General features: G+C 46.3%; 17 protein-coding genes. 16 read left to right on the top strand and 1 reads right to left on the bottom strand.

Annotation, left to right across the window (positions count from 1 at the left end):
* Window positions 1-81 precede the first annotated feature (81 nt).
* The 4 genes from ACLIN2_RS27620 (at window position 82) to ACLIN2_RS27605 (ending at window position 2,502) form a co-directional block, all read left to right on the top strand.
* Complete coding sequence (locus ACLIN2_RS27620; RefSeq protein ID WP_411502726.1) at window positions 82-816, top strand: hypothetical protein; 735 nt, start codon at window positions 82-84, stop codon at window positions 814-816.
* A gap of 233 nt (window positions 817-1,049) precedes the next feature.
* Window positions 1,050-1,259 (top strand): hypothetical protein, encoded by a 210-nt coding sequence (locus ACLIN2_RS27615; RefSeq protein ID WP_411502725.1) that lies wholly within the window; start codon window positions 1,050-1,052, stop codon window positions 1,257-1,259.
* Between the two features lie 60 nt (window positions 1,260-1,319).
* Window positions 1,320-2,198 carry a tyrosine-type recombinase/integrase gene (locus tag ACLIN2_RS27610; RefSeq protein ID WP_411502724.1) on the top strand — a complete coding sequence of 293 codons (879 nt, stop codon included), beginning with the start codon at window positions 1,320-1,322 and terminating at the stop codon, window positions 2,196-2,198.
* 22 nt (window positions 2,199-2,220) lie between these two features.
* Entirely contained in the window at window positions 2,221-2,502 is a 282-nt protein-coding gene (locus tag ACLIN2_RS27605; RefSeq protein ID WP_411502723.1) for a hypothetical protein, read from the top strand.
* A 1-nt stretch (window position 2,503) separates the two neighbouring features.
* Here the strand turns inward: ACLIN2_RS27605 and ACLIN2_RS27600 are convergent, their stop codons facing one another.
* Window positions 2,504-2,857, bottom strand: coding sequence for a helix-turn-helix domain-containing protein (locus tag ACLIN2_RS27600; RefSeq protein ID WP_092268232.1), 354 nt, complete (start codon window positions 2,855-2,857; stop codon window positions 2,504-2,506).
* Between the two features lie 189 nt (window positions 2,858-3,046).
* On the opposite strand from ACLIN2_RS27600, the gene ACLIN2_RS27595 reads away from it, so the two are divergent.
* The 12 genes from ACLIN2_RS27595 (at window position 3,047) to ACLIN2_RS27540 (ending at window position 12,850) form a co-directional block, all read left to right on the top strand.
* Window positions 3,047-3,925: a hypothetical protein gene (locus tag ACLIN2_RS27595; protein WP_411502722.1), complete on the top strand. Its 879-nt coding sequence runs from the start codon at window positions 3,047-3,049 to the stop codon at window positions 3,923-3,925.
* A gap of 88 nt (window positions 3,926-4,013) precedes the next feature.
* On the top strand, window positions 4,014-5,081 hold the full coding sequence (locus ACLIN2_RS27590) for a hypothetical protein (RefSeq protein ID WP_411502721.1): 1,068 nt from the start codon (window positions 4,014-4,016) through the stop codon (window positions 5,079-5,081).
* A gap of 106 nt (window positions 5,082-5,187) precedes the next feature.
* Entirely contained in the window at window positions 5,188-5,592 is a 405-nt protein-coding gene (locus tag ACLIN2_RS27585; RefSeq protein WP_411502720.1) for a hypothetical protein, read from the top strand.
* Window positions 5,589-6,050: a JAB domain-containing protein gene (locus ACLIN2_RS27580; protein WP_411502719.1), complete on the top strand. Its 462-nt coding sequence runs from the start codon at window positions 5,589-5,591 to the stop codon at window positions 6,048-6,050. Before ACLIN2_RS27585 ends, ACLIN2_RS27580 begins: the two co-directional genes overlap by 4 nt.
* A gap of 2 nt (window positions 6,051-6,052) precedes the next feature.
* On the top strand, window positions 6,053-6,379 hold the full coding sequence (locus ACLIN2_RS27575; protein ID WP_411502718.1) for a DUF960 family protein: 327 nt from the start codon (window positions 6,053-6,055) through the stop codon (window positions 6,377-6,379).
* Between the two features lie 98 nt (window positions 6,380-6,477).
* Window positions 6,478-6,615: a hypothetical protein gene (locus ACLIN2_RS27570; protein ID WP_411502717.1), complete on the top strand. Its 138-nt coding sequence runs from the start codon at window positions 6,478-6,480 to the stop codon at window positions 6,613-6,615.
* 150 nt (window positions 6,616-6,765) lie between these two features.
* The gene (locus ACLIN2_RS27565; protein ID WP_411502716.1) at window positions 6,766-7,233 is read left to right on the top strand and encodes a CopG family transcriptional regulator; all 468 of its coding nucleotides are present in this window, start codon (window positions 6,766-6,768) and stop codon (window positions 7,231-7,233) included.
* A 753-nt stretch (window positions 7,234-7,986) separates the two neighbouring features.
* The gene (locus ACLIN2_RS27560; RefSeq protein ID WP_411502715.1) at window positions 7,987-8,499 is read left to right on the top strand and encodes a hypothetical protein; all 513 of its coding nucleotides are present in this window, start codon (window positions 7,987-7,989) and stop codon (window positions 8,497-8,499) included.
* A 122-nt stretch (window positions 8,500-8,621) separates the two neighbouring features.
* The gene (locus ACLIN2_RS27555; protein ID WP_411502714.1) at window positions 8,622-10,634 is read left to right on the top strand and encodes a DUF927 domain-containing protein; all 2,013 of its coding nucleotides are present in this window, start codon (window positions 8,622-8,624) and stop codon (window positions 10,632-10,634) included.
* A gap of 56 nt (window positions 10,635-10,690) precedes the next feature.
* On the top strand, window positions 10,691-10,993 hold the full coding sequence (locus ACLIN2_RS27550) for a hypothetical protein (RefSeq protein ID WP_411502713.1): 303 nt from the start codon (window positions 10,691-10,693) through the stop codon (window positions 10,991-10,993).
* Between the two features lie 98 nt (window positions 10,994-11,091).
* Window positions 11,092-11,955 carry a tyrosine-type recombinase/integrase gene (locus ACLIN2_RS27545; protein ID WP_411502712.1) on the top strand — a complete coding sequence of 288 codons (864 nt, stop codon included), beginning with the start codon at window positions 11,092-11,094 and terminating at the stop codon, window positions 11,953-11,955.
* An 88-nt stretch (window positions 11,956-12,043) separates the two neighbouring features.
* Window positions 12,044-12,850 carry a hypothetical protein gene (locus ACLIN2_RS27540; protein ID WP_411502711.1) on the top strand — a complete coding sequence of 269 codons (807 nt, stop codon included), beginning with the start codon at window positions 12,044-12,046 and terminating at the stop codon, window positions 12,848-12,850.
* The last annotated feature ends 165 nt before the right edge of the window (window positions 12,851-13,015 follow it).

The raw sequence follows: 13,015 nt of genomic DNA, 5'->3' as shown, positions 1-13,015 counted from the left end.
ATTTAAGGGAAATGTGTACTGTTTTGAACATCAAAAAGACACATAGTTGGGTTACCAAAATTGATAAGAGGGGGACGGAAATTGAGTACGATCAGTGAGTCTTTAGTACGCTCCTGTCTCTATAATTGGTTAGGATACGGAAAGTTGAATAGTCACGTATGGATTGTCGGTGTTGAAGAGGGAGTCCTTGAGATCAATTCTGGTAAACAAACACTTGAGTCCAGTTTATCCATTCGCTCAACCTTCCCCCTAGCAATGGACTTTAGGGAGGTATGGGAAGATCGTTTTGGAATTCGTCCAATTAAAGGATCCTCCCCGTGGAATTTTTCTGCACGCTTTTTGTTGGAGTTAAAGAATCGTCCAGCGACTGATGCAGACGTTAGCTCCTTCGTTCAAAATGAACTTGGTAGAGTGAACAGTGATCATTTTCTGTGTGAGTTTTTACCGCTTCCGAAACCTGGAAGATTAAACATGACAGGGTATGAAAGGGTTTGGACTAACCATCAATCTTATTGGGAAGAAGTATCCGGTCCTAGGATTCGACTCATCGAAAAAACATTACTGGAGTACCCAGAAGTCAAATTGTTAATAACCTACGATTGGCACTTTTCATCCAGAGTGTTAGAGCTGTTCCCAAGTGAACAATTACAACAATGGAAAGACGGGAAGTTTAACCTATATCGAATCAATCTTAACGAAAAGCGGAATATTATTTTATTGTCGACACCATTTTGGGGACAAGGTCAAATGTCGAAGGCAGACGTACCCATTGCAGTGAAGTACATTCAAGAGTATTTATCAGTGTTAGAGTCTTAGAAGTTGTATCATTTTTTACTAACCTGCAATTGGTAGCAAAAAGGGTTGTTGACAGTTGATTGTCCACATAATGTTGATAATAACTTTAGCAGGACTGTGGATAACTGTTTATGTGGAATCAAAAACGTATCATATCAGAAAATGAACAGTTAATATACATTTAGATAGAATCCTTGCATCCTTTTCGATGTAGGGATATTTTCATTTTCAGACACTGAAAGGATGAGTAAGTCATGTTGTTTCCGAATCTGCCAACCAAAACGGCGGGTGGCAAAGTCTTTTGGGACACCCTGGACAGGAGGAACGGGTGGAAGCTTCAGCGGAACATGTTCACCGGACACTTCCGCATCCTCGATCCCGACGACGTCAGACAGGCGTGGGGAACGGACGAGGGCGAGATGTGGCCTTCGTTCCGCAACTTCGCCGGAGCAAGGAGCGAGTGAAAGAATCCCGATGGCTAACGAAGGCTTTCGGGATTTTTGCATTTCAGGAGGTGTCTTACGATGGACCTGATTCAGCAGTTCGAACAGTACCTTGTCGAGAACGGGATCGCGTCGAAAACGATTGAATCCTACGTTGGCGACGTGAAGGGGTTTTGTGTGTTCCTGGAGGGGATGGGCGTGGAGCAGCCGACTGATCTGAAACGCTTCTACGTTTCCAGCTACAAAAGCCACCTGATGGAGAACAAGTACGCGGTGGCAACCATCAACAAAAAAATCAATTCGCTACAGGCGTTCAACCTGTTCCTGATCGACCGCAAGCTGACCACAGAACAGGTTGTCACGCTGCGGAAAGACAGGATCAAGGTGGCCGCTGGCAGCGAGGGTGAAGTGGAGGTGTTCTCCGAGCAGGAGGTGAACCAGTTGCTGTTCTTCGTCCAGGACAGAAGCAAAGTCAGCCTGCGTAACCACCTGATCGTTTGGCTGCTACTGTACACAGGCGTTCGCGTTAGTGAGTTGTGTGGCATTCAGCTCAATGATCTGGACTACCTCACCAACACGTTACGGGTAACAGGCAAGGGCGGCAAGTACAGAGAAATTCCACTTCGTCCAGATCTGGTGGATCTAATCAAAGAGTACATCCGGTCCGAACGGCAGGAGAACAAGCACAAGGACAGCTCCTACCTCCTTCTCAGTCAACGAGCGGAGAAGATGCACAAGGACGCGGTCAACACGTTGCTGGAAGGATTGGAGAAGCAGCTCGGCTACAAGCAGCTGTACCCGCATAAGTTTCGCCACACTTTTTGTTCCCGACTACTCAAGAAAGGTGTGCCGCTCACCACCGTCTCAAAGCTTGCAGGCCACGCTCACATTCAGACGACGGCCCACTACTACATCAACACCAGCAGGCAGGATAAGGAGCAGGCTGTAGCCTTGCTGTAAAACGGAATAGGAGGAGAGTGTCATGAGTTCAGTACAGGAAAAATACGAGGAGTTTGTCAACAAGGAGGATACCTTGATACGAAGTGTACGAATCTGCGAGCAAGCCATGTCCCTTTTGAAGGATGAGCTCGTCTACAAACAAAGAGGGGAAACCTGTCAGGCAACGGTTCGGGACATCTGTGAATGGATTCAACAGCGGGAAGAAAAGCTGCGGAGGGAGATCTTTTCGGTGCGGTGGGAAATGACCGTACTAGCCTGCCAATTCCCCAGTGCAAAAAAACAAGCGGAAGAAAGTCCACTGTGACTTACTTCCGCTTTTCTTCTTCCCACGTAAATACAGTTTTCATCAATGCTAAAACAAGTGCCTGATCCGTAACAGGACGTTCAGAGAGCATGACAACAATTTGCCCAAGAGGGGTGTGAGGATCAAGCGGATCAATGGAGTGCAGGAGCTGCTCCAAGGAAGTCCCTAAGCTACGGGCAATTTTCAGCAGCGTTTCGAGGGTAAGGTTCTTCTCTCCCCGCTCAATTTGACCAATGTAGTTGGTGTGCAGTCCAGACCGCTCGCTGAGCTGTTCTTGGCTGAGTCCCTGCTCCAGACGGAGACTGCGGATGCGTTCGCCTAATATTTTCGCAAGTTGTTTTGTACTCTCTTCCATTTGGTCCCACCTCTAGTCAAGCGTACTAGAGGGAAAAAATCATTTACACACACTATAAATAGTAATTGACTGTTAAATCACATCTATAACATAATGTAGGAAGATTCTACTAAATTCGGTCGAATTTCTTATGATCCGGCAGTCATGCGTGAGAAGAATAGATAGGCTGTAAGAAAGGATTGAACTACCATGAATTCTGTACGAAGCGAAGATAGTACTACCGTTCAAAATACCTCAAAACAAAGCAGTGCACCAAAAAGCATACCGATCTGGAAAAGGATTTTTAGGGGAGTACGAACCATCATCTTTTCCGTTGCTTCTCTCGTCTTTCTCATGATGGCTCTTTCATGGATCGGAATAGACGTGATGACTCCCCTTGATCGGGCATTTTCACAGTTTTCGGCACAACAAAAATACGTTGACCTTGTAAAAGAGGGGACCTTTTCGGCCCGACCAAATCAAAAAATTGGAGACGCGTTTGACAAGTTCTTTGGCTCACCAAAGTGGTCAGCGTTTGACTCAGATACCGGACAGAAGATCGTCGAGTTTACAGGGGATATGACTTATCAAGGACAACCAGTGAAAGCGAGAATGCAATTTGTCGTCACTCCTGAAACGGGTTCTTTTGAGATCCATACGATTGGTTTCAACGACATTCCACAGAACAAGCTCATGCAGGCGGCTTTGATGGCAAAAGTGTTTGAGGGAAAAGAAATCGAAACGTCTGAACAGACGACCACTGACTCTGAGGTAGCTTCGGATCAGCAGACTGTAACGACTGAAGTTCAGTCGGAAACGAATGCAGCGGATACTTCTGACCAACAAGCGGCAGCTCCAAGTCCCTCAGAAAGTACCTCCGCTGAAACAGTCGTTGAGGGGTTAGCCGTTGCCTTTCCAGAGGGGAAAGTAGTCCTTTTTGTAAATGACCAAGAGCAAGAATACCCAGTATCGAGTGATGTGAGAGTAACCGAAGGTGGTTCGCTAAGTGAATGGACAAATCTTCAGGCCAACCAACTGCTACAAGTGACCATCCAAAATGGGATCGTAGTAGCCATTGACATCATGTAACTACATTACGGCAACGGAAAAGCCTACCACCGGAGGTCGGCTACTTCTTTTCTGGATGAACAAATCTTTCCACAAGGAGATGCACAAGATGTTTGTATTCTTCCTCCTCCTATCATTTCTTTGTGTACTAGCTATTCTGGTTGGTTTGATAAAGCCAAGCTTGGTTGTAAGATGGGGGAAAACAAGAACGAGGGGCAGCGTACTGCTTCAATATGGATTGACCGCAATCTTGTTCTTTGTTCTGTTTGTGTTTTTCGTTCCTGAAACATCCCAAGATCATCAATCAATCACGACCAATCAACCCTTACAAAATCAAAAAGCTGTGAACCCAAAAAGTCTGGAACCAATAAACAAACCAAGTAGCGAAGTTGCTCCCCAAAAGCAGAAGGAAGTAAAAGAAGAACCTATACTGGAAGAAATACAGTATTTGGATAAGGATGTTGACATACTCATCAATGAATTCGGTCAACCCATCAATAAATACATGTATGAGGGAGGCAGAGTATACGAATTCGCAGGAATAGAACATTTCAGTTTCTTCTTAGATGAGCGAAATCGTGTCTCCAAGGTATCTGTAAAAAACCCGAATAGCAGCATCTTCGGCGTGAGAATCAATATGAAACAAAGCGACATCAGGAATAAGTTAACGACTTTCATTCAAGAAGGCAAAGATGAAGAATCAGGCTCGTGGATTTCAGACTACTTGGTAAACGATCAATATCTGATTTCCTTTTATTCAGATGAACCCAACTCTTCTGTTCGTGCCGCATTACTATCAACGGATTTAGAAAGTATTTTGGCGGAACAGGCGAAAAACTTAGCATCTCAAACGCTGGATGAAGAAGGAAGTGCCGAACAATCCAAAACAAAGATTGTTGGCAAATGGAAAAGTGTGGTCACAGGTTCCACTCTTCGATTCGATGACAAGCAAATTTATAATTCCTCTACCATCGACAGTTCAGGAAACTACCGGATTGAGTACGAGATTCTTCCAGAAAATAAGCTTCGAATCAAAGAGTTTTTTCCGAATAACTTTCAACCAAAGTACGATTCCGTTCAGGATTATTACTTTTATAACAACGGGAAGATTCTCCAAATCGTTTATTCAAGCAGAGATTACGCTGTTGAGGTCTACTATAAAGTAGGCGATCATTGATAAACCAGTTGAGCACAATTACTACCAATCAATAAAAATGATAAGAGGCACTTTTTCCCATGAAGAGACGGGAAAAGTGCCTTTTTCTATGAGGAGGACTTGAACGATGAGAACGATTAAAACGATTCAGGATGTACGCTTGATTCGCGCAGCGCAGGTGTTTTCCGACACACTCACGTCGTACCTGGAAGAAGAATTTCTCGGTCTGAAAGAAGCGTTTGACTTCGACGGTCTGGACGAGGAGTTTTCCCTGGATCACTACGGCTTCATGGTCGTGCTGGAGCAAGGAGACAACCTTCGGGATCTGTCCGTGGTCGGTTTGGACAGGGAAACAGGTGGGCTCTTTCGTAGCCTGCCGGAGTTTGTCGACAAGGTGGATCGTCAGGGAGAGTGCTGGTACAAGGTGGTTGTCATTTACACCAACGAGTACGCCATGTCCTTTGTCATTCCTGAGAGCACTGTAGGAGACGATGAAGAACTGAAAACTTTTTTGGAGGCGCATGTGGAATGAAAACGATCAAAGAAGCAGCAAAACGGGTAAACATCGTCCGGTTACAAATGGTACGGGAATCAAGTCTTCTGTACCCACAGCGCCGCATTCGGATGGCGAAGGATGCCGTAGGGCTGTTCCAGGCGTTTTTGCAAGAATCGGATCGGGAGCAATTTTTTCTGATTTGTCTGAATGTTAAGAATGAACCGACCGCGATTCACACCGTCTCCATAGGATCGCTGGACAGTTCGATCGTTCATCCCCGTGAAACATTCAAGGCAGCTGTCCTGGCGAATGCCAGTTCCATCATTGTCGCCCACAACCATCCATCGGGTGACCCCACTCCCTCTCAACCAGACCTAGAAGTGACAAAGAGGCTCCAAGAGGCTGGGGAGTTGCTGGGCATCCCCGTTTTGGATCACATCATCGTGGGTACGGAGGGTGCATACGTGAGCCTGAAAGAAGGAGGGTACATGTAAGGATGGAAACGCGGAAGTTGTTTTCTTCGGATCGGTACGTGACACGCGGAGTCCATGAAGTGGTTCCGTTTGAGCTGCAGCTCCTTCTGTGGAGCATCCTTGAGAAACGACAAGTACGGGGAGAGCAATTGGACTACCTGCAGGTGTTTGAACTTTCGGCAGAGTGGGTCGATGGTGAGCCGGTACAGAAGGTCGTGAATCGGCAGGAGCAGCCTTTCCAACAGGAGGTATTTTACGTGGATCACATCGAGAATCTGGCAATCGGAGTCACGGTTTGGATCATCGATTCGGGGGAGTACAGCACAGCTATACTTCCTGAAGAGTACTAGGGGGTGAAGACGTGATCATCATCAAAATCATTATCTCCATCCTTCAGATCCTGTTGGGAGCGAAACGATAAAAAATGTAAGGGTAAGGGGGATCTACTATGAATCCGCTTTTGAAAGAACTAATCTGGATCATTGCGAAACTGGTTTTGGCAGGCATGAGTCGGGAGCAGGCCATAGCCAAAGTAGCGAAAGAGCATGGACTGAACCAAGAAGAGCTTCGTTCAAAACTGCTGTAGGTTGCCGATCAGGTCACGATGTAGATTCAAGGGCAGACGTGGTTTGCCCTATTTTTTTTTTTGCTTTCACACACAGAGAAACATTTTGATAAAAGTCGACGTGCACGACGACGCGGTTGTCGATTAGAAAACAATTATGGAGGGATCAAGATGTTTGAACGACGCAGACGCAATTTGGATTTGACAGGTACAAAAGGGCAGTCCAGGAGAGAGGAATCTTCGCATGGGATCAACTGGGAAGCCGAGAAACAGAAAAGGGGTGAAGGTGAAAGTCCGTACGGTGAGGACGTAGGGATTGAATCGGGATGGGAAGAGACTGAGGACGAACCATCCGAAGAAAATCTCAAACAGCACCCGCCAATAGGCCGCTCTAGACTGGCCTTTTCAGAACGGCCAAACGTGAAAAAAGCGATTTCCGGTCAGTCCGAACCATCCTACCCTGGACTGCAAAAGAAGCCGGATTTTTACGAGCAGCATAAGAAGCTAACCATCTACCTGGACAGAGAGCTGACACAAACGATGGAAAGCTTGAAAAAGGAACGATACATTTCGAGCTACAGTTGGTTGGTTTCAGAGGCAATCCTTTTCTACCTTCAGGAGAAGGGAAAGAATAGATGAAGGAATGACCCAATGTTGCATCCCTAAAATAAGGGATGCAACACCAATTGTTAGAAAAAAGGATTGATAGGCGAAAAGGTATATGTTAGAATTTATGAACAGTTGAATACCTCGATTACGGAAGCCTCTGTCAGTCGTGCCCTCTGGGAGGGCCAGGTCAAATAGCGCCTAACTCGACAAGCTAACTCAAGTCAATCAGCCGGACAGTAACCGCGTGTGAAGTCCGTACTAGACGCCATGTAACAAGAGGAGTTTTTTCAGAGCCGTTGTGCTCGCAGGCTTATTTAAGTCTGTATGAAAAGATTCTTGTTGTTGTAGGGCGTCTTTTTTGTGTTCCGAACAGGCGTCCGAAGAATCGGGGCTGTGAAAGCAGTGTTCAACTGAAACCCAAAACAGAGGGGAGCGGTTGAATGTCACCAATTTTGCCTCGCGCCCCGACCTAAGTACCATGCCGGGGACGCAAAAACCCCTGTTCTCCCAAGGGTTCGCGACGATCGACCCTAGAGACCCTGCAAAAACGTAGAGTCGTAGAGGTGGGTCTACTGTCCACAAGACAAGATCTTTAAAGGTTCTTTCCCGTACTAGATTTCGCCGCTTCTGGCGCGGAGTTCGGGCCTTTGTTTGAGGGTAAGAGGAGTTATCCGTACTCTGTGTTGATGGTGGCGGACGTGTAAGGCGGCTCGGGGAATGATCGGTTTGATTCCTACGTGTTGCGTTGAAATGAAAACGAAAAAGGTAAAGGAGATCGTACACATGGAAAATTTGATGAATGTTGAACTTGAGATGGAAATGCAAGATATGGAAGACGCTGTTGAGGATTTTGAACCCCAGGACGATTTAGAAGTTGATGATTCGATCGACGATGATCAAGACATCGACCTGTCCGAATTTACGCCATCTGTTTGCAATCAGCAGGGAAGAACAGTCGCTAAAGCAGGGGCTATGTCGATTGTGTCTTCAAAAAACGGGACAAGAGTCGCGCTAAGCCAAGATGTAATGGAACACCTCCATCATCCAGATTCCGTTCAGATTGGTTTTTCAGATCATCAGATCGCGATTGCTGAGCATCTTGGTGACCACTACACGTCTTATTCATTTAGCCAGAGTGGTACAAAGAGCATCATCTATCGCAAAGAATTGGTCAAACAGATTACGGAACGATATGGGCTGGATTTTCGCAATCGAACGTCCATCACACTCTCTGAAGTGAAATATGTGGGGAATGGTAGTAGCACGATTGCGTTCATTCAAGTGGATAAGCGGTAAACACCTCTTTGCTCATGAATGTTAACCGTCATATGAAGCCTGTTCAACGAAGCATGTGAATTCGAGAGAGCCTGCTATGGGCTTTCTCGAAAATAAAAGAAGGATGGATGGAGGACTAATAGATGAATTTTGATCACTTACCCGCACAAAAGAACCGTTTGAGGAGTCAAACCGTTGACCCGACGAAAATCGACTTGGATTTGGATTTAACTGAGCTGGAAGATGCTACTACCGATGATGACGACATTTATCTGGACTTAGATGAGGACGAAACGGAGACATCCCTTGAACCATCAAAAGCAGTAGTCGACCCGGTGGTGGAATTAGTGACTTCTGACCAGACCGGCCAGCATCTAAATAAGAAAAAGAAGCAGGGAAACTGGAAGCCTTCGACTACTGAGTACCGCTACAAACAGTTTGTGGGACGTGGGACTGACCTATTCATCCTGAAAAAGGACGATAGCGGCAAATGGGTGGAAGAATTTCTTGCGGATCTGGTGTATATCAAGGAAATTCAGGAGAACATCGACGAGCAGACGTTTCAGTTCATGCTGCAGTATTGGTATCGATACAAATGGCATGAATTGACGGTAAAACGATCCCAGCTTCAATTAAACGAACTGACGAAGTTACTTGATCACGGTATCGACGTACCCAATTACAAGGCAGGTCAGGTCGCTAAATTTCTTTCCTTGCAAGAAAAAGATGCGCCAATAAAACAGGTTCACCACAAGCTGGGATGGGCTGATCATAACGGGGCCCTGACGTATAAACACCAAGAAATTATCGGTTCCAATTTGCCGTATTCCTCTACCTATGTTGGAAACCTATTACTACAAAACGGAACATTCGAGGGTTGGAAGCAAGTGGTTTTGCACGAGGTGCTGGGACACATACCCCTGGAATTTGCGTTAACATGCGGGTTTGCTTCTCCCGTAGTTGCTCTCATTGCTCGATTCATTGACCTGGAGGTACTCCTTTTCCATGCTTATGGGGATACTTCACAGGGAAAGACGACGGCAGGACGGGTTTTTGTGTCTCCCTTTGGCCTTCCATCTAAACGGGAAGGTGGTCTCATTCTTCAATGGTACGGTACCAAAAACGGCTTGGTGTCTCAGATCGCGGAGAAGCATGGTATTCCAATCGTTTTGGATGAAGCATCCATGAACCGGATCAAGGATTTTACGGATGTACTATACTTGCTCGCCGAAGGGCGTGAGAAGGCCCGGATGACCAAAGAAATTGAAGAACGCAAACGTGCTTCATGGAGTGGTTTCTTTTTCTCGACAGCGGAACATTCTTTGCAACAAAAATCCAACCAGAACAGTGGACTTATGGTTCGCTTGCAGGAGAAGGGAAACGTCGCGTGGACTCGTTCAGCCGAGAATGCAAACAAGATAAAAGAGGGTCTCCTCCAGCACTATGGTCATGCAGGGCCGATCTTTGTTCAATTCCTACTCACCAAAGGCAAAGCTGTCATCCTAGACGTTTGGAAAAAGTGGGCGAAGATCTGCTATAGCAAGATGGAGCATAAAGATGGTCTATCTGATCGCATGGCTGACAAATTTGCGCTTATCTTGGCTACAGCTGAATTGATGAACGAATGCTTTGATTTCTCAGTAAGCATTGACGGTATCCTGGAATTTTTGCTGGAGATGGATCAGGAGAATATCGAAGGACGTGATCTTGGGGAACGAACGTACCAGTACCTAAAGCAAATGGTTATTCAATACCAGTCCCACTTTATCATGGATGGTGTACCAGCTAGTAGAGATTGCTGGGGAACCATTACCCGTAAGTTGGGAAAAGGGGTCGAGGTGACATTCATGAAAGAGTCGTTTAAAAAACTCATACATGAAGGCGGGTTTGACGACAGCTCCGTAGTGCTCGGTAAGTTGAAAGCAAAGGGCTATTTGGATCACGAGGCAAATAAGCTGACCAGAAAACGGAAGCTCGATCCGGACAAACCGCGTCTAGATGTCCATATTCTTATGTTTGATGATTCCTTACTTGAAATGTTGAAAAAGGAGCCGCTTCCTTCTTCATTCGTTACCAGCAAGACGAAATCGGTTCGTAATCGGCCATTAGATGATCGGGATGATTACGAAGAAGCAATTCTGCCGGATTTGGACTGACCGCCACCGTTTAGGGTCGAGCCCCAGTCCCCTGAACCGCCTGAGGACGTGCGATTATGATGGCTTCCAAGTGTTTCGTGGCACTGACCCACCCGACCCAGCGTTGGGTGGATGCCATTGACAAGGAAGTTCGAAAACGCAGCCTCTTGGTTTGGCAAGATACCGAACCTGTACCAATCCTTCGTGACAAGCGAAACCGCATCGTGGGAATGGTTTCCTTCGGAAAAGGGCTGGTTGGAAAAGAGCATTCACCTTCAATCAGACACACAAAAAATGTATGTATTTCTCAAAAAAATGATTGGGTCCACTGGGTCGCTGGGCGGCTTTTCTTGACACGCAAGGCTTTTGCCGTGACCTAGTCTGGTACAGACGATGGGTCTTGTCCCACAAAAACGTCTTGAAAAAATTTACAGTTAGATATTATTCCTATGAAGGATCTAAAAGGGAGAGTGGAGTTATGTACCTGTTTACTGACATTATTAAAAAGTTTCTAAAGCACATGAAAGCCATTGAGCGGAGCCCTGAAACAATTAGCGGCTACACGAAGGATCTCATGGCATTCAATCGTTTCTTAGAAAAGAGGTACAACGGAGCGGTTTACACCACGGAGATTCTCGTGGGAGATCTGGAGTCGTTCCTGGAACAGTTACAAAAACAGGGCCAAGCACCTGCCAGCCGTTCCCGGAGGTTGTACACACTCCGTTCTTTCTTTGCCTACGCCTATAAAAAGGAGTTTGTGAAGCGGAACATTGCCCTTTCCGTAGATCCACCTAAGTTACAGCAAAAGGAGCGGATCTACCTGTCTGAGGATGAGGTGATGGAATTGGTTGATGCGATTGATCATCCACTGATTCAGATCGTTGTCTTGACCTTGTACTATACGGGGCTACGTATTTCTGAATGCCTGAACCTGACCCTGTACACAGTTGATTTGGATAAACAACTGATTCATGTCGTGGGTGGAAAAGGTAATAAGGATAGGATGGTTCCCATTTCCGACAAGCTGCTTCCTGTCCTGGTTGATTATGTTCAGCATCACCGTCCGAAGGTCGCCTCCACTTACTTCTTTGCCACAGGCAAAACAGGGATGCTTTCGCCGGTGTACGTAAACAGGGTGCTTGGTGAAACCATTGAAAAACTTGGTTGGAAAAAGAAGGTGACTGCACACATCCTGCGTCACAGCTTTGCCAGCCAACTGGTGAAAAAGGAAGTCAATCTGGTCAAAATTCAGAAGCTGCTTGGGCATTCATCCTTGAAAGTGACCAGTATTTACACCCATAGCAATATGGAAGAACTGAGCGAAGCCGTTAATGTCTTGTAGTTGGGCCAACGTAGCGGGACGAGCGAGTCCCGCTTCTTTTCTAATCGAATTTCGATCACTATATAATTAAGGAAAGGATGCGGTTGAAATGGCTTTGCTAGAGGATAAAAAACCTGTGTACGACGAACGAGTGAATGCAATCTTGCGGGGGTTAGCGGAGGGAAAATCCAGGGACGAACTTGCTATCGAATTCGCGCACAAAAACTACAAGTCACTAGACCAGTACATGAGACGGAAATACTTTATGTGGGATCGGGTGAAACAAACGTACGTTCCCGAGTTTAGTCGTTTGGACAAGGAGTCAGTCCAATCTGGTCCCGCTCCGTCGGCTAAAGTAGCCAATGTCCTTTCATTCTTTGAGAAGGAAGAAGCTGACCCAAGAGTGATTGCGAAGCAGTTAGGCTTTTCTGACCATCGGGAATTGGCTGACTACATGAAGGGGAAAGGCTACGAGTGGTCATCTGAGAAGAAAAACTACATCCGAAAGTTCGGTCTAGTCGACAAGAAAAGCGACTCTGCCTCCGACGAGGAAAAGCTTGTGGTACTGCCAGACCCAATCAAACCACAAGTGGACTCAGTCGGTTATGTCAATGAGATAGAGGCGACGGACTTGATGCGTTTTCTTCCACTTCTTGAGGTGTTAGAGAAAAACAAAGACAAGCTCTACGGACTCATTCTGCCGGGACTGGAAGAAGGTAAGGTTCCACGTTACATGGTTCCAGGGAACCTCATTACAAAGTCCGTTCACATGCCTCACACGTTGGACTATCTTGTGAGGGAGTACGCGAGAGAGAAAAACATCAGCCAGCGGGACATCTTCCAAGTGGCTCTAATCGACTTCTTCCGGCAGTATGGGTACGAGAGGGAGATCGACACGCTGCTTGGGGAAAGGTGAAACGTACGGGAAGCCACAGCTCTGTTCAGAAACACGCAGGGTTGTGGCTTCTTTTTTTTCGTGACAAAGCGTGGAGGAAACAAAGAGTGGGGTTTGCTCTGCAACAAACTAGCAACATCGGTTTTCTGGACAAAGACAACGAGCAAACCCCTTGAGTTGCTTGGG

Origin of the sequence: Brevibacillus centrosporus (assembly GCF_046622605.1) — a bacterium.
GTDB lineage: Bacteria > Bacillota > Bacilli > Brevibacillales > Brevibacillaceae > Brevibacillus > Brevibacillus centrosporus.
This window is presented reverse-complemented; position numbering and strand designations above follow the sequence as displayed.